This is a genomic window from Neobacillus sp. SRL179 (genome assembly GCF_984799095.1).
Window position 1 is genome coordinate 1,462,122 of record NZ_OZ481792.1, and the last position, 16,297, is coordinate 1,478,418.

A 16,297-nucleotide genomic window follows, 5' to 3' on the forward strand; every position below is an offset into this window, starting at 1 on the left:
GAACAGTGTCGAAATAATATACTTGGCAATTAGAAATAAGGGGGTTATTTTCATGAGCTTTGAAAACTATACATACGTTAGACCTGACTTGGATGAAGTAAAAGCACAATTTGAGGTGGTCCTTGAACGTTTTAAAAACGCCGCTACAGTGGAAGAACAAAGTGAAGTTATGAATGAGATTAATAGGCAAAGAAACGATTTAGGCACCATGTTCAACCTTTGTTATATTCGTCATTCTATTGATACGAATGATGAGTTTTATAAGGAAGAACAGGACTATATGGATGAGGTTCAGCCTGAGGTTGAGGGATTGGTAACAAAATATTACCAAGCGTTAGTTGACTCAAAATTCCGTCTTCAATTAGAAGAAAAATGGGGAACACAGCTTTTTGCACTTGCGGAAGGGCAGCTTAAGACGTTTAAACCAGAAATTGTACCGCATCTTCAAAGGGAAAATCGGTTATCAACAGAATACACCAAGTTGCTTGCTTCAGCTAAGATAGAATTTGAAGGAGAAGAAAGAACACTTGCTCAGTTAGAGCCATTTACGGAATCAAGAGATCGAGAAATACGAAAACGGGCCAACGAGGCAAAGTTTGGATTTTTAGCTGCACATGAAGCGGAGCTGGATCGTATTTATGATGAGTTAGTATCTGTAAGGACGCAGATTGCCCAAACCCTTGGTTTTAAAAACTTTGTGGAGCTAGGCTATTATCGGATGATGAGAACAGACTACAATGCAGAAATGGTGGCAAATTTCCGTAAACAGGTGAAGGAATATATTGTTCCCATTGCTACAAAATTAAAAGCTCGGCAACAAGAAAGAATCGGTCTGGACCAACTAAAGTATTATGACGAACCTTTTAATTTTCTATCAGGAAATGCTGCTCCGAAAGGCAGTCCAGAATGGATTATTGAAAATGGTCAAAAAATGTATGAAGATCTTTCAAAGGAAACAGGGGAATTTTTTAAATTTATGCAAGAAAACAATCTTATGGATCTGGTGGCAAAGAAAGGAAAAGCAGGCGGGGGCTATTGCACCTTTATAGAAAATTATAAGGCGCCATTTATTTTTTCTAATTTCAACGGTACATCGGGTGACATTGATGTGTTGACACATGAGGCAGGTCATGCCTTCCAAGTATATTCCAGCCGTCATTTTGAAATCCCAGAATATTATTGGCCAACCTATGAAGCTTGCGAGATTCATTCAATGAGCATGGAGTTTTTTACATGGCCATGGATGGAATTATTTTTTAAGGAAGATACCGATAAATATAAATTTTCACATCTAAGTAGTGCCTTATTATTCCTGCCTTATGGAGTTTCCGTAGATGAATTTCAGCACTGGGTTTATGAAAATCCAACTGCGTCCCCAACAGAACGGAAACTAAAATGGCGGGAGATCGAGAAAAAGTATTTACCACATAAAGATTATGATGGAAATGAATATTTAGAAAACGGTGGTTTTTGGCAGCGTCAAGGTCATATCTATAATTCCCCGTTTTATTATATTGATTACACGCTCGCACAAATATGTGCCTTTCAATTCTGGAAGCGTTCAAGAGAAGACCAACAAGCAGCATGGGCAGATTATGTAAAGCTTTGCAATCTTGGTGGCAGTATGTCATTTACTAAACTCGTGGAGACGGCTAACTTAATTTCACCCTTTGAAGATGGTTGTGTTGAATCTGTCGTAGGCGTAATTGATAGTTGGTTAAATACAGTAGAAGATAAAAATTTATAAAAAAAAGCGAAGCCTGTTAAAAAAAGGCTTCGCTTTTTGATTATTTCATAGGTACCGCTTCTGAAACAATTTTAAATTCTCCATCCTCCACAACAGTTGATAAATTTTTTGCTTCAGGTTGTTCTAAAATATAGTCGGCAATTTTATCTTCGAGTTGTTCTTGAATGACACGGCGAAGTGGGCGAGCGCCAAATGCAGGATGATAGCCAAGTTCAGCTAATTTTTCTTTTGCTTCCACAGTAATCGCGAATTCAATATTTTGTTCGTTTAATGTAGCTTGTAGTTCGCTCAGCATTAAATCAACGATATACAAAATGTGTTCTTTATCAAGTGCGTTAAATTCAATAATACTATCAAATCGGTTTAAGAATTCTGGTTTAAAGAAACTGCCTAGTGAATCTAAAATGCTTGCTTCTTCAATGGCTTCATTAGCACCAAAGCCGACATGGATAGTTTTGTGGCTGACACCAGCATTACTTGTCATAATAATGACCGTGTCCTTAAAGCTAACCACTCTTCCTTGGCTGTCAGTTAGACGGCCGTCTTCAAGTATTTGTAAAAACATGTGTTGTACATCTGGATGTGCCTTTTCAATTTCATCTAATAAAATAATGCTATAGGGATTTCGGCGAACTTTTTCAGTCAACTGGCCTGCCTCATCATGACCAATATAGCCTGGAGGTGAACCAATTAATTTAGAGACACTATGTTTTTCCATGTATTCGCTCATGTCTAAACGGATCATAGCTTCTTTTGACCCAAATAACTCTTCAGCAAGTGTTTTGGAAAGTTCTGTTTTTCCGACCCCTGTTGGTCCAACAAATAAGAAAGTACCAATTGGACGATGCTTTGATTTTAAGCCAGCACGACTACGTCTTATCGCCTTTGCCACCTTGTTTACTGCTTTTTCCTGTCCAATTACCTTCTTATTAAGATTTTCTTCTAAGTGTTTCATCTTAAACTGTTCATCTTGTTGAAGCTTGCCAACAGGTATACCTGTCTTTTGTTCAATAATTTCTTGAATATGAGATACTGTAACTATAGGTCGATTAGTGTTGGAATTATTGTTTAATTGCTTCTCAAGTTCTGCTTCTTCATCCCGCAGTATAGCAGCTTTCTCATATTGCTCATTTTTAAGTGCTTCGTCCTTCTCTCCGGCAATTTCCTTTAAGCGAACTTCAACTTGCTCATTACTTTTATAATCCGATGTTAGATTTAACTTAGAACCAGCTTCATCAAGCAAATCAATCGCTTTGTCCGGTAAGAAGCGGTCTTGAATGTAGCGCTGAGATAATTGTACACATGCATGTATCGCTTCTTCTGAATAGGTGACTTCATGGTAATCTTCGTATTTCTGTTGAATACCTTTTAAAATAGCAACCGCTGCTTCTGATGTTGGTTCAAGAACGTGGACTGGCTGGAAGCGGCGTTCTAAGGCAGAATCTTTTTCAATTTGCCGATATTCTTTTAATGTGGTTGCACCGACTACCTGCAATTCTCCACGTGCTAATGCTGGTTTTAATATATTTCCTGCATCCATAGAACCTTCAGCAGAACCGGCACCCACTAAAAGATGGATTTCATCAATAAAAAGAATAATATTTTTACGCTCTTGTACTTCTGATATGACTTGTTTCATTCTTTCTTCAAATTGCCCACGGATGCCCGTATTAGCTACTAGAGATGCTACATCTAATAAAAAGACTTCTTTATTACGTAATTTCACTGGGACATCGCCACTAGCAATTTTTATTGCCAGACCTTCTGCAATGGCTGTTTTACCGACACCTGGTTCTCCAATTAATACGGGATTATTTTTGTTTCTTCTATTAAGAATTTCTATTACTCGTTTTATTTCTTCATCTCGACCAATCACTGGATCGATTAATCCTGCTTTTGTTAAGTTGGTTAAGTTTCGTCCAAATTGGTCAATAAAAGCGTTATGACTTGCTTCATTTCCATTTATTGGTGCTTGTTGTCCATTTATATCTTGACCTTCTGGAAAGCCTTTAGCCATAAATAAATTTTCAAATGGGAAGTTCGGAAATGAATGTAAATTAGGACCAAACCCAGCCTTCAGGGTTTGTTTTTCTTTTGTATAACATTCTTGGCAGAGTTTCATTTCCTTACGTTGTCCATTAATATTAAAGCTTAATTGTATATTGGCAGTGTTTTGGTTGCATATTTGACAAAGCATAAGCAAATTACCTCCTAATATATTTTTTGTTTGAGTAACAAATACTTTGACTTTGACTATATTTGACCTTATGGCTATAGTATACTCTGACCTTTTTTGACTTTCAAGTATTTTGTTTATAGAAATGGTTACCAAATAAGAAAAAAAGCTCGTCTTTGTTTGTCCTTTAAATCATATATTGTTGATAAGGGGGAGATGATGTGACGAAGAATTGGACTCAAGCATTTCAAATTGCGGCAGTCTATGTAGGAACCGTGGTGGGGGCTGGCTTTGCCACAGGAAGAGAAATCGTTGAATTTTTTTCACGGTTTGGTTTCTTCGGCTTTCTAAGTATATTAATGAGCGGTTATCTCTTTATTGCACTAGGTTCCAAGCTTATGAGAATGGCCGCACATATAGATGCTAAATCTTACCAAGAGTTTAATGAGTACTTATTTGGTAAATGGCCAAGTCGTATCATTAACATCTTTATGCTTTTTATGCTGCTTGGAGTGAGTGCCGTCATGCTTTCAGGTGCTGGGGCAGTGTTCGATGAACAGTTGGGAATACCTAGGGATATTGGAGTATTTTTAACGATTTTTCTATCGTTTATCGTTATGTTAATCGGTACGAAAGGGCTTTTTGCCGTTAATACCTTTGTTGTTCCCTTAATGATTAGTTTCAGTGTTATTCTTATGCTTTTTTCCATTCAGCTGCCGCACTTTTTAGATCAATTATTATTTATTCCTCATGCAGACGATGGCTGGAAAACTGTAATAGCGCCCTTCTCCTATGCAGCCTTGAATCTTGGTCTTGCACAAGCCGTATTAGTACCGATTGCAACAGAGGTAAAGGATGATTGGACGATTAAATGGGGGGGGATCCTGGGAGGGGCGGCTCTAACCTTAATATTGATTTCTAGCCATTTTACCTTAATCATGCTGCCAAATTTAGAACTATATGAAATCCCTATGGCAATTGTTATGAAAAATTTGGCACCCTTTTTATATTGGATCTTTGTTCTCGTGATTTATGGGGAAATTTTCACATCCGTGATAGGAAATATCTTTGGACTTGACAGACAGCTAAAACAATTCATGCCTGTGCCTACGATTGCTTCGGTTACGGCCATTTTTGCGGTCTCCTACCTGATCAGCCTTGTAAACTATGGCACACTTTTATCCTATTTATATCCCTTGTTTGGCTATATCTGTATGACCTTTTTTATACTATTATGGATGAAACCATTTACACCAATGAAAAAAAAATAAAAATGGCAGCTGTTAACAAAAACAGCTGCCATTTTTATTTAAAAGGTAAAATGATAAAAATCATCAAATCAAAAACAATATGGGATACAATCACTAGTGGCATACTTTTTTTCCAATAATACAGGAGCCCCCACACCAAACCGGAAACAAGGGCTGCAAAAACCAATAAAAAAGAACCAGAGTAGAGATGAACCGAGGCGTAAAGTAATGCTGCAAGTGAAATACTCCAAATCGGTTGGAAGTACGTCATTAGCCTTTTTTGGATAAAACCCCGCCAGAATAGCTCCTCTCCAGGCGCTGCAATCAAAACCAGGGCAATATAATGCCAAAAAGCGTGTGGTGCATACCAGCGGTACAACGTTCTGATGGATTGCTCAAAAGGAAGATGCAGGATTTGAATAGCTTGAAATCCTAACCAAAAAATAAAGTAAATCAAGAATCCAGTGATTGCACCGAGGAAAATATATTGTATAAAGGATGCTTGATCATCTACTTCGCCCTGGAACATAGCAAATATTATTAACACTATCACTGATCCAGTAAAGATATACCAAAATATTGTTTTATCTTGAAATGAAAAGTATATAAGAGCATGCGCAAGAATGTATCCTATGATTAGGCGCATATCTAGAAAGCCTTTTTTCATATATAACAAACTCCTTTATGAATCAATAAAATTTATTTTAACAAATAAATTTTTCAAAAGGAAATTATTTTCTTTAAACATTTTATCCATTTCCTTTAATAAGAACTTATCTAGTTGGAAAAATAAATTGGGAAAGGAGTGATTGGAATGAGCAAATCTAAAAGCCAGCAAGAGCGTGAGTGGACGGTTAGAAAACAAGATCAAAATCCTCATGGTCAAGTTAAATCGTTAAAGGAACTTTCTAAAGAAGCAGGAAAAGGTCAATAATCAAAAAAGAGAAAAGACGAGGCAGTGATGAGTGCCTCGTCTTTTCAGAATATTCTTTTAATAAGCGCTTTCTTTTATCACTCTATAATTTTTATGATTGACAACCGTTCGTTGGTCTAATTCTAAATCACGATAATTATCCATATATGTTAGGTCGACTATTACAGAATTTTCATTTACCTTTTCAACAATCCCTTGCAGGCCGCCACGAAATTCTATGATATTTCCTACTTCTGCTTTTCTCAATTAGTCTCTCTCCTTTACCTCAAAAACTATATTAAAATCCAATTAAATAACAGTTTGCACTACTTTTAGCAATTCGTAAAGGCTTTTGTTTGACAATTTGGTTAATTCTTAAAGAATTTATATATTAATATGAAACAGAAACCAATAAAAGAAGGAAAACGCTTACATTAATAGAATAAGAGAAGGAATTTTTACTAATCATGAGACAATAAGTTAAAATACACTTTATAAGGGTGGTGCATGAATGTGATAGAAGAAATGGTCACAGAAATATTAGATAAGCTGAGTACAGGGGAGTTATCAGAGTACTTTGTAAAAAATGAGGATTTTTTGGAATTTCGTCAGGTACTTGTGAAAAGGAAGGATTTTAAGCACTTCCGTGGGATTGGTCAGCGAGGCGGAGATGTTTTATATCAATACCTTAAAGAACCAAGAAGTTAATCGTTTTTGTAAAGAGAATCGACATAGTTGTTGGTTCTCTTTTATTTTAAAATATATTGTTTTGAGAAAATTTAAACTTTGATAAAATAAGATAGATGATAAATGCTTAATGGAGATGAGTACATGGAATTAACTGAAAAAATTATGCAACTAAAACAAGAAATCGGAAATATAATGGTTGGTAAAGATATGGAAATTGAATTGATGGCAATTTCCTTATTATTTAATGGTCATATTTTGCTTGAAAGTGTACCAGGAACAGGTAAAACAATGCTTGCTAAAAGCTTTGCCACTGCCATCGGCGGAGAATTTTCCCGCATTCAGTTTACCCCTGATGTCCTGCCGAGCGATGTAACGGGGATTCAGTTTTTTAATCCAAAAGTTCAAGATTTCGAATTACGGCCTGGACCCATTATCGCAAATATTGTCTTAGCTGATGAAATTAATCGGGCTACCCCTCGAACTCAGTCCAGCTTATTGGAGGTAATGGAAGAACGACAAGTAACAATAGATGGCGTGACCGTCCCGCTAGAGGAACCCTTTATGGTGATTGCAACACAGAACCCGGTTGAATCACAACAGGGAACGTTTTCTTTGCCTGTTGCGCAAATGGACAGATTCTTTATAAAAATAAAAGTAGGTTATCCGGTCTTTGAAGATGAAAAGACGATCATGAAAATACACCGTGGCGAAAAGAACATGAATACCATTGAACCTGTATTTTCGATTCCCGAGATTTTAAGTATGAAGTCAGCGATCAATAACACGCATATCTCAGAGGACATTGAAGATTACATGTTAACAATCGTAAGGAAAACGCGAGAACACAGCAGCATTGAATTAGGGGTTAGTCCTAGGGGAACATTAGCCCTCATGAAAGCCTCCCAAGGAAAGGCGTTTTTAAATGGTCGTACCTATGTGACACCTAATGACGTGAAAACTGTTGCTCCCTACGTACTAGGACACAGGATTTTTCTATCAATTGAAGGTTCACTAACCAAAACACCAGAAGCCATGATTGATGAGATCCTTGATTCAATCCCTGTACCAGTCGAAGCAGGTACAAATGGATGATTTGGAATAAATATTCGGTAGAAGATCACCAGATCCCGGGTATTAGTGGGTTTGCAATTGTCCTTATTGTGGTTAGTCTATACATCCAATCCAAATTAGTGTTTTTCCTAGCTGTCATTTTTTTAATTATCATTGTCTGTAATCATTATTATTTAAAAAAAGCAGGAGATGCGCTCTCGTTTGAAAACATATATGACAAAAACTGTTATTTTAGCGGTAATCAAGGCCATTGGACCCTGACATTCCAAAACAATGGCTATCCTATTTTAAAAGGGGAACTTCGGGTTTATTTTGATCACTTTGTTGTTCCGATAGGTGAAAAGTTTGATTCTAGCCAATCTATTTATGATATTTCTATTCCATTGTCACTCTTAACGAACCAAACAAAGAAGGTTGTAATTCCTTTCATGGCAGATAGGAGAGGAATCGCTAAAATTCGAAAATTAGAATTTTATATTCCTAGTCTGTTGGGTTTTGGGGTGACAATTTTAGAATCAAAAGCTTTTTTAAAACAACTGGCAGTAGTTTATCCTATGAGGTGCTCAGTAAAAGGGTTAGCAGAATTAATGTCCAACCAACAAGGAGTAAGTGTTGTTCCCTATTCAGTTTATGAAGATCGACTAGGACCATTAGGAACAAGAGACTATGTTCCTTCTGATAGTTTCAACCAAATCCACTGGAAAGCAAGTGCGAGAAAACAAGGCTTGCAAACAAAAATTTATGAAAAATTTCTGAAACGGGCTGGAATGTTTCCTTAAACGTTTCCAATGGCCATTCCATTACAAGCGATCTAGAAAAATTGATTAGCAGTATGACGGAGCTTGCTTATTTTGCCTTTTACAAGCAAATTCCGTATTCTCTGTGCATCAACGTGAGAGCCGTCGGCGATACTCCATTTATTTACCTTCCAAAAGGAGAAGGGAAAGAACATCTCCAAAAAGTATTGGAAACCCTTGCGTCCATAAGTGTCCAAAATACGAGTTTACCCTATGATTACATGATTTCTTTCTATACTAGACATTTAGGAAATCAGCCATTTTTCATCCACGCAGGTATCAGGACAACCGAAACGAATCAGCAGCTCCTTAACTTATCTATGAAAGGAACAAAGCTGTATCATTTTATAATAGATGAAGATAATGCCCTGCTAAATGATTTAGTTATTCATCAAGAAAGAAGGGTACAGCCATGATTAGACGTGTGGCACGAGTCTCCTATCACTTTCTTATTGAAATGATTATGGTCAATCTTGCAATATTTTTACTTTATATACATAAAAAAGAACTGCCTCCAATTTTTTTGTTATCAGTTCTGTGTATCGGAAGTTTTGTCCTTTTTTCTAATTTGCTTGTAAAATATTCTAATAAGGGGAAATGGCTTTATTTCGGGACTGTGTTTCCCATCCTGCTGATGATGGGATTTTGGGCTGATTTTTCTCTGTTAACTAGCTTGGGAATAGGTTTATTTATCTTTTGGCGTGGTGTTTCTTTACATGAGGGCATTTCAGATCACTTGGAGACTTCCTTGCTTTTGTATTCATTATTAATTGGATTAGTGGTCATCATCTATGCTGCCATGAGCCATTATCCTTACCAACGGCCTATTATTTATTTGCTAATTGCCCAAATTCTTGTCGTTCAATTTGGAGCATTCTTAAAAAAGTGGTTTTCCATCCAAACAGATCAATCAAAGTTTGCTGGGTACTTTTTAACTATCATCATAGTGATCATGGCTATTGGGATGTTGCTTACAGTATTCCTTCATTCTATCCAGGCATTATTTTTGGGTGTGTTGCAACTACTCGCCCTGCTTTTCTCACAATTGGTTAACCCTATTTCCCACAGCCTTCTCTATATTCTTAGCTTAATTGGTGGAGAGGACCGGGTGCCAAATCTAAAAGCAGGTACTGGTGAATATGATGGAATTGAATACCAAGAAAATAATTATTTTACAGTTGATATCGTTTATATACTTCTTTTCGTAAGTGCCGCGGCATTTATTCTTTACTTAATTAGGAAGAAAATTATTAATCAGAAATTAGGCAGTGGTGAGCGGTTCCAAATGGTGGAAATTAAAGCGGGAGAATATGTTTATCAACCTGGTTCAATTTTTGGTAAGAGGGTTGTACCCCCTTTAGATAGTATAAGAAGAGAGATTTTTAATTTAGAAAGATATGCCTATAAATTGAAACTAGGAAGATTACCGAAGGAAACTCTCGAGGAATGGTGGCAAAGAATCGGATTAAAAGGTTCCGATCAATTAATTGAAATTTATGATAAAGTTCGTTATGGCAATATATTTGCAACTGCTGAAGAATACTCCTATGTAAAAATGGAAATTCACCTGTTAAAACAACAATTAAAAGAGATCCGTAGGACGTTAAGGAAAAAGGAATAATTAAGAGGATTAATTAAAAATCATTGTCTAGATTCGATAATTTCATGAAGGGGATTATACCCATGGAAAACTATATTTTATCTTTAGACCAAGGTACAACCAGCTCCCGAGCAATATTGTTTAATAAAAGAGGTGAAATCGTTCATGTGTCTCAAAAGGAATTTTCGCAATTTTTCCCAAAACCAGGCTGGGTCGAGCACAATGCTAATGAAATTTGGGGATCGATTTTGGCTGTAATTGCTGGGGTTTTAACCGAATCAGGTGTAAAGCCTGAACAAATTGCGGGGATAGGCATTACCAACCAACGGGAAACAACTGTTGTTTGGGATAAAGAAACAGGGGAGCCTGTCTACAATGCCATTGTGTGGCAGTCGAGACAAACAACAGAAATATGTGAGGAATTAAAGGAGAAAGGCTATGAAGAACTTTTTCGCTTAAAAACAGGGTTAATGATCGATGCCTATTTCTCAGGAACAAAAGTAAAATGGATCCTAGACAATGTCGCTGGAGCCCGTGAAAAGGCAAGCGCTGGAAAACTATTGTTTGGAACCATTGATACATGGCTGATTTGGAAACTGTCAGGTGGAGCACATGTGACAGATTATTCTAATGCCTCACGGACACTTATGTTCAATATTTACGAGCTGAAGTGGGATGATGAATTATTAGAAATTTTAGGTGTACCCAAATCAATGCTGCCCGATGTGCGTCAGTCCTCTGAGATTTATGCCAAGACTGTTGAAAGTCATTTCTTTGGGAAAGAGGTTCCCATTGCAGGGATTGCTGGTGATCAACAAGCGGCATTATTTGGTCAGGCTTGTTTCCATAAAGGAATGGCCAAAAATACGTATGGAACTGGCTGTTTTATGTTAATGAATACAGGTGAAAAAGCAGTCCGATCCGAGCATGGTTTATTAACCACGATTGCATGGGGGATAAATGGAAAGGTTGAGTACGCTCTAGAAGGCAGCATTTTCGTAGCAGGTTCGGCCATACAATGGCTTCGTGATGGCTTAAGAATGTTAAAGGATGCAAAAGACAGTGAAAAATATGCAGCAATGGTTGATTCAACAGATGGAGTTTATGTTGTTCCAGCCTTTGTAGGATTAGGAACACCGTATTGGGATAGTGATGTCCGTGGAGCCGTGTTTGGTCTAACTCGGGGGACATCTAAAGAACATTTTGTCCGTGCAACCCTTGAATCACTGGCTTACCAAACAAAGGATGTTTTATCAGCCATGGAGGCGGATTCGAACATCGAACTAAAAACGCTTCGTGTGGATGGGGGTGCCGTCAAAAATAATTTCTTAATGGCTTTCCAAAGTGACATCTTAAATGTCCCGGTGGAGCGGCCCATTGTTAATGAAACAACCGCTCTTGGAGCCGCCTATTTAGCAGGGCTTGCGGTTGGTTTTTGGGGAAGTCAGGCGGAAATATCAACACAATGGGCAGTTGACCAACAGTTTAGTCCGAAAATGTCGGAAGAGCATAGAAAAAACCTATATAATGGTTGGAAAAAGGCGGTCAAAGCCGCAATGGCATATAAATAGCTTTTGATTATTAGTAAGACCACAGGACAGGTACTAGTTTGAGTATTGTTTTGTGGTCTTTTATTTTCATTAATATATGACCTTTGGGAATAACATGATTTACTTGGTGGAGGTTATTATTTGCTAAACTTGTTTATGGTAGTTTTTATTTGTTTTTGACAGTTTTGTGAATTTGTTATTTATAGTTGTTTGAAAAAGGGGAACATGCTATTCTAGCATTTGTAAGAAAAGTAAACATTATTGAGACAGTAAAAATCTGTGCATGTTTGGTCTCTATTTTTGGTAAAATAAGCGGAGCACAAATAGTGGATTTCTTTATTCAATGATTGATTTAGTTGACTAAATGTCGAGAAATGTTTATTTTTAATAAAGCAAGTTAAATTTTTATTATATATTAAAGGAGTTTGATTAAGCATGGCAGAAAAGCAATTTAAAGTAATAGCAGAAACAGGGATTCATGCAAGACCAGCAACTTTATTAGTTCAAACAGCTAGCAGATTTGATTCTGAAATTACTTTAGAATATAAAGGTAAAACAGTTAATTTAAAATCAATTATGGGTGTTATGTCATTAGGTGTAGGTCAGGGCGCAGACATTAAAATTGCTGCACAAGGCAGCGATGCTGATGATGCAGTTCAAGCATTAGAAGATACATTGAAAAAAGAAGGATTGGCAGAATAATGGCTTTTTTACAAGGGATAGCAGCCTCAAACGGTATTGCGATTGCAAAAGCATACCGTCTTGTTGAACCAGATCTAACTTTTGAAAAGACAGCAGTCGAAGATGCGGGGGCTGAAATTGAGCGTTTCCGAGTGGCAATGGAGAAATCAAAAGCTGAACTCGAAGCCATTCGTGAAAAGGCCAAGGTTGACCTTGGAGCGGATAAGGCAGCCATTTTTGAAGCACATCTTCTTGTTCTGAGCGACCCAGAATTAAATGCACCGATTGAAGATAAAATTAAGTCTGACAATGTAAATGCGGAGTTTGCGTTAAAGGAAACTGCCGACATGTTTGTTATGATGTTTGAACAAATGGATAATGAATATATGAAAGAACGTGCGGCAGATATCCGCGATGTAACAAAGCGCGTATTAGCTCATTTATTAGGTGTTCAAGTGGTGAATCCAAGTATGATTGCTGAGGAAGTCATCATAGTTGCTGAAGACTTAACACCATCTGATACGGCACAATTAAACCGTAAATTTGTTAAGGGATTTACGACAAATATTGGTGGTAGAACGTCGCATTCGGCCATTATGGCTCGTTCCATGGAAATTCCGGCAGTAGTTGGAACAAAGACAGCAACAGAAGAAGTTACAAATGGAGATCTTGTCATTGTTGATGGATTAAAAGGTGAAGTACATATTAACCCAACACCTGAACTTGTTGAAGAGTATCGGAAGGTCCAAGCAGACTATGAAGCTCAAAAGGCAGAGTGGGCAAAGCTTGTGAATGAGCCAACCATTACTAATGATAACCATCACGTAGAATTAGTAGCCAATATTGGAACTCCTAAAGATTTAAAAGGAGTAATAGAAAATGGCGGCGAAGGTGTAGGTCTTTATCGTACTGAATTCCTTTACATGGGAAGAGATCAGCTTCCTACGGAGGAAGAACAGTTTGAATCCTATAAAGCTGTTTTGGAAGGAATGGCAGGAAAGCCTGTTGTGGTGCGTACTTTAGATATTGGCGGAGATAAAGAGCTTCCTTATTTGGATTTACCGAAAGAGATGAATCCATTTTTAGGTTTCCGAGCCATTCGTTTATGCTTAGAAGAACAAGGGATTTTCCGGACGCAATTACGAGCGTTATTGCGTGCCAGCATTTATGGAAACTTAAAAATTATGTTCCCAATGATTGCTACTTTGGATGAATTTCGCTCTGCAAAAGCCATTCTTGAAGAAGAAAAAGCTAAACTTCTTTCAGAAGGTCAAAAGGTAGCAGATAAAATAGAACTTGGTATCATGGTGGAAATTCCTTCTACTGCTGTTTTAGCAGACCAGTTTGCCAAAGAAGTGGATTTCTTCAGTATTGGTACCAATGATTTAATTCAATACACGATGGCTGCAGACCGAATGAACCAACGTGTTTCTTATTTGTATCAACCTTATAGCCCATCTATTTTAAGACTAGTTAAAATGGTCATTGATGCTTCCCATGCTGAAGGAAAGTGGACTGGCATGTGTGGGGAAATGGCTGGAGATGAAGTAGCTATTCCGATTCTTCTTGGACTTGGTTTGGATGAATTCTCGATGAGTGCTACTTCCATTTTAAAAGCGCGTTCGCTAATAAAGAACTTGAAAAAGTCTGATATGGAAATGTTGGCAAAAGAAGTGCTTAATATGCAAACCACTTCACAAGTTATCGAAGCAGTAAAAGCATCAACAAAGTAAATAGATTACTCTTACTATAGAGATCAACTAACAATTAAGTTGATCTCTTTTTTTATTTTATCTCTTTTATATTTCAGATAATTGCGTATAATAGTAATTAGTATTACATAAACACTATTTATTACCCAGTTATAGGAAAATTTATGGGTTATTAGATAGTGGTGAATAATTCTTTTTTACATGATAAAAGTAGTGGTGGAGGTGAAAGGATGATGGAACAAAAACCTTTTCATTATGATGGTAGTACTCAGCTAGGCCAAGCAACAAATGAGGCATTGGTTACTGAACCCTTCCAATTAACCGATGAAATTAGAATAAATATTGGTCGAAACCCTTACTCACTTGATACAAACGAATAAAATGGAAAGTTTTTAAAGGATTTGTCTAAAAAGACAAATCCTTTTTTGATAGTAATATTGATTTTGACTAATACTAAAATGTCATAAATTATAATAGGAAGGTGAACGAACATGGCAAAAGTGTTGTATATTACAGCACATCCACACAATGAAACACAATCGTATAGTATGGCAGTTGGTAAGGCATTTATTGATCAATATAAGCAATTACATCCAAGTGACGAAGTAGTCCATCTAGACTTGTATCGAGAATACATTCCTCACATTGACGCAGATGTTTTTAGCGGGTGGGGAAAGCTCCGCTCAGGGGAGGGTCCTGATAAATTGTCATCTGATGAAACAAAGAAGGTGGAGCGATTAAATGAGCTAAGTGAACAGTTTATTGGCGCTGATAAATACGTTTTTGTTACACCATTATGGAATTTCTCCTTTCCGCCTGTTATGAAAGCCTATCTTGACGCAGTGGCAGTCGCGGGTAAAACTTTTAAATATACCGAAGAGGGCCCTATAGGTCTATTAACTGATAAAAAAGCCTTGCATATTCAAGCCCGGGGCGGCGTTTACTCTGAAGGACCTGCAGCCCAGATGGAAATGGGACACCGCTATATCAGTATTATGATGAGTTTCTTCGGTATACCAGCCTTAGAAGGTCTCTTTATTGAAGGACATAACGCCATGCCGGAAAAAGCTCAAGAAATAAAAGAAAATGCAATTGCAAGGGCAAAAGATTTAGCCCATACATTCTAAATAAATAATGATCATGAGACGGGAAACTGTCTCATTTTCAGTGTTTTTACAAGTATTTCCTCTAATGTTTCTTTATAATGAAAGTAAATACATAAAAGGAGGAAAAATTAACATGGAGTTAAACTTAGAGGGAAAGACAGCTCTCATTGCCGCATCTAGTCAGGGTTTGGGATTTGCAATCGCTGAGCGTCTTATCAAGGAAGGCGCTAACGTGATGATCTCCGGGCGTGACGAAGAAAAACTGAAACTGAAACTAAAGAAACTCAATCAAAATGGGGGTGGGAAAGCAGCCTATCAAAAAGCGGATATTACGAATCCCGAAGATATTAAGCAGCTAGTATTAGCAACAGTTGAAAAATTTGGAGGAATTCAGTTACTTGTTAATAATGCTGGTGGTCCGCCTGCAGGTGTGTTTGAAGAGTTAACAGATGAAGAATGGCAAGCATCATTTGAACTAAATTTATTATCTTATGTGCGGCTTATAAGGGAGGCATTACCATATTTAAAGCAACAAGGCGGGAAAGTTCTTAATATTGCTTCTTCCTCAATTAAAGAACCTATTCCTGGATTGATTCTCTCCAATACATTTAGGACAGGAATTGTAGGTCTCTCTAAAACACTTGCTTCAGAATTAGCACCATTTAATATCCTCATTAATACAATTGCACCAGGACGAATCGCTACAGACCGAGTCAAGCATTTAGATGAAGTTAATGCCGAAAAGTTTGGTGTAGAGCGAGAAACAATTGAAAGACATGCAAAAGAGGGGATTCCGCTTAAAAGATATGGTACTCCAGAGGAATTCGCCAACGTCGCAGTGTTTTTGCTTTCAGATGCTAATTCCTATATGACAGGCAGTTCCTTCCTTGTTGACGGGGGCATGGTGAAGACAATTTAAATGACTATTTCCCTCTAATTAACCTTTCTTTACGTTTATTACCAATGTTTTTTGGCAATGGTAAAAATATAAGGGAGTGTTATAA

17 protein-coding genes are annotated in these 16,297 nt (G+C 37.2%); 14 read left to right on the forward strand and 3 right to left on the reverse strand.

The window, feature by feature from the left end:
* Positions 1-52 precede the first annotated feature (52 nt).
* Positions 53-1,747 carry a M3 family oligoendopeptidase gene (locus AC4E8C_RS07225; protein ID WP_490211425.1) on the forward strand — a complete coding sequence of 565 codons (1,695 nt, stop codon included), beginning with the start codon at positions 53-55 and terminating at the stop codon, positions 1,745-1,747.
* Positions 1,748-1,787: 40 nt separating this feature from the next.
* On the opposite strand, the gene AC4E8C_RS07230 is transcribed toward AC4E8C_RS07225, so the two are convergent.
* Positions 1,788-3,944: an ATP-dependent Clp protease ATP-binding subunit gene (locus AC4E8C_RS07230; protein ID WP_490211426.1), complete on the reverse strand. Its 2,157-nt coding sequence runs from the start codon at positions 3,942-3,944 to the stop codon at positions 1,788-1,790.
* A 200-nt stretch (positions 3,945-4,144) separates the two neighbouring features.
* Here AC4E8C_RS07230 and AC4E8C_RS07235 point away from each other — a divergent pair, with 200 nt between their 5' ends.
* A complete protein-coding gene (locus AC4E8C_RS07235; protein ID WP_490211428.1) occupies positions 4,145-5,194 on the forward strand; it encodes a YkvI family membrane protein in 1,050 nt (349 codons plus the stop codon).
* Positions 5,195-5,228: 34 nt separating this feature from the next.
* On the opposite strand, the gene AC4E8C_RS07240 is transcribed toward AC4E8C_RS07235, so the two are convergent.
* A complete protein-coding gene (locus tag AC4E8C_RS07240; protein ID WP_490211430.1) occupies positions 5,229-5,840 on the reverse strand; it encodes a CPBP family intramembrane glutamic endopeptidase in 612 nt (203 codons plus the stop codon).
* A 147-nt stretch (positions 5,841-5,987) separates the two neighbouring features.
* On the opposite strand from AC4E8C_RS07240, the gene AC4E8C_RS07245 reads away from it, so the two are divergent.
* Positions 5,988-6,107, forward strand: coding sequence for a DUF6254 family protein (locus AC4E8C_RS07245; protein ID WP_490211431.1), 120 nt, complete (start codon positions 5,988-5,990; stop codon positions 6,105-6,107).
* A gap of 57 nt (positions 6,108-6,164) precedes the next feature.
* On the opposite strand, the gene AC4E8C_RS07250 is transcribed toward AC4E8C_RS07245, so the two are convergent.
* Complete coding sequence (locus AC4E8C_RS07250) at positions 6,165-6,353, reverse strand: YkvS family protein (protein ID WP_490211433.1); 189 nt, start codon at positions 6,351-6,353, stop codon at positions 6,165-6,167.
* Between the two features lie 246 nt (positions 6,354-6,599).
* Here AC4E8C_RS07250 and AC4E8C_RS07255 point away from each other — a divergent pair, with 246 nt between their 5' ends.
* The 11 genes from AC4E8C_RS07255 (at position 6,600) to AC4E8C_RS07305 (ending at position 16,212) form a co-directional block, all read left to right on the forward strand.
* Entirely contained in the window at positions 6,600-6,794 is a 195-nt protein-coding gene (locus AC4E8C_RS07255) for a hypothetical protein (RefSeq protein ID WP_490212491.1), read from the forward strand.
* 123 nt (positions 6,795-6,917) lie between these two features.
* Positions 6,918-7,868 carry an AAA family ATPase gene (locus AC4E8C_RS07260; protein ID WP_490211435.1) on the forward strand — a complete coding sequence of 317 codons (951 nt, stop codon included), beginning with the start codon at positions 6,918-6,920 and terminating at the stop codon, positions 7,866-7,868.
* Complete coding sequence (locus AC4E8C_RS07265) at positions 7,865-8,626, forward strand: DUF58 domain-containing protein (RefSeq protein ID WP_490211437.1); 762 nt, start codon at positions 7,865-7,867, stop codon at positions 8,624-8,626. Before AC4E8C_RS07260 ends, AC4E8C_RS07265 begins: the two co-directional genes overlap by 4 nt.
* Positions 8,627-8,667: 41 nt before the next feature.
* Entirely contained in the window at positions 8,668-9,060 is a 393-nt protein-coding gene (locus AC4E8C_RS07270) for a hypothetical protein (RefSeq protein WP_490211439.1), read from the forward strand.
* On the forward strand, positions 9,057-10,265 hold the full coding sequence (locus AC4E8C_RS07275) for a hypothetical protein (protein ID WP_490211441.1): 1,209 nt from the start codon (positions 9,057-9,059) through the stop codon (positions 10,263-10,265). The genes AC4E8C_RS07270 and AC4E8C_RS07275 overlap by 4 nt, the downstream gene beginning before the upstream one ends.
* 62 nt (positions 10,266-10,327) lie before the next feature.
* Entirely contained in the window at positions 10,328-11,815 is a 1,488-nt protein-coding gene (gene glpK, locus AC4E8C_RS07280; RefSeq protein WP_490211442.1) for a glycerol kinase GlpK, read from the forward strand.
* 414 nt (positions 11,816-12,229) lie between these two features.
* Positions 12,230-12,496, forward strand: coding sequence for a phosphocarrier protein HPr (locus tag AC4E8C_RS07285; protein ID WP_490211444.1), 267 nt, complete (start codon positions 12,230-12,232; stop codon positions 12,494-12,496).
* Positions 12,496-14,208 (forward strand): phosphoenolpyruvate--protein phosphotransferase, encoded by a 1,713-nt coding sequence (ptsP, locus tag AC4E8C_RS07290; RefSeq protein ID WP_490211446.1) that lies wholly within the window; start codon positions 12,496-12,498, stop codon positions 14,206-14,208. The genes AC4E8C_RS07285 and ptsP overlap by 1 nt, the downstream gene beginning before the upstream one ends.
* Before the next feature lie 209 nt (positions 14,209-14,417).
* Positions 14,418-14,567, forward strand: a complete 150-nt coding sequence (locus AC4E8C_RS07295) for a hypothetical protein (protein ID WP_490211447.1) — start codon at positions 14,418-14,420, stop codon at positions 14,565-14,567.
* 111 nt (positions 14,568-14,678) lie between these two features.
* On the forward strand, positions 14,679-15,314 hold the full coding sequence (locus AC4E8C_RS07300; RefSeq protein WP_490211449.1) for an FMN-dependent NADH-azoreductase: 636 nt from the start codon (positions 14,679-14,681) through the stop codon (positions 15,312-15,314).
* Positions 15,315-15,426: 112 nt separating this feature from the next.
* Positions 15,427-16,212 carry an SDR family oxidoreductase gene (locus AC4E8C_RS07305; RefSeq protein WP_490211450.1) on the forward strand — a complete coding sequence of 262 codons (786 nt, stop codon included), beginning with the start codon at positions 15,427-15,429 and terminating at the stop codon, positions 16,210-16,212.
* Positions 16,213-16,297 lie beyond the last annotated feature (85 nt).

Bases quoted from the DNA above. Each gene is read 5' to 3' on its own strand.
- AC4E8C_RS07225 (WP_490211425.1), top strand. From the start codon at position 53: ATGAGCTTTGAAAACTATACATACGTTAGACCTGACTTGGATGAAGTA.
- AC4E8C_RS07230 (WP_490211426.1), bottom strand. From the start codon at position 3,944: ATGCTTTGTCAAATATGCAACCAAAACACTGCCAATATACAATTAAGC.
- AC4E8C_RS07240 (WP_490211430.1), bottom strand. From the start codon at position 5,840: ATGAAAAAAGGCTTTCTAGATATGCGCCTAATCATAGGATACATTCTT.
- AC4E8C_RS07245 (WP_490211431.1), top strand. From the start codon at position 5,988: ATGAGCAAATCTAAAAGCCAGCAAGAGCGTGAGTGGACGGTTAGAAAA.
- AC4E8C_RS07260 (WP_490211435.1), top strand. From the start codon at position 6,918: ATGGAATTAACTGAAAAAATTATGCAACTAAAACAAGAAATCGGAAAT.
- AC4E8C_RS07265 (WP_490211437.1), top strand. From the start codon at position 7,865: ATGATTTGGAATAAATATTCGGTAGAAGATCACCAGATCCCGGGTATT.
- AC4E8C_RS07275 (WP_490211441.1), top strand. From the start codon at position 9,057: ATGATTAGACGTGTGGCACGAGTCTCCTATCACTTTCTTATTGAAATG.
- glpK (WP_490211442.1), top strand. From the start codon at position 10,328: ATGGAAAACTATATTTTATCTTTAGACCAAGGTACAACCAGCTCCCGA.
- AC4E8C_RS07285 (WP_490211444.1), top strand. From the start codon at position 12,230: ATGGCAGAAAAGCAATTTAAAGTAATAGCAGAAACAGGGATTCATGCA.
- ptsP (WP_490211446.1), top strand. From the start codon at position 12,496: ATGGCTTTTTTACAAGGGATAGCAGCCTCAAACGGTATTGCGATTGCA.
- AC4E8C_RS07295 (WP_490211447.1), top strand. From the start codon at position 14,418: ATGATGGAACAAAAACCTTTTCATTATGATGGTAGTACTCAGCTAGGC.
- AC4E8C_RS07300 (WP_490211449.1), top strand. From the start codon at position 14,679: ATGGCAAAAGTGTTGTATATTACAGCACATCCACACAATGAAACACAA.
- AC4E8C_RS07305 (WP_490211450.1), top strand. From the start codon at position 15,427: ATGGAGTTAAACTTAGAGGGAAAGACAGCTCTCATTGCCGCATCTAGT.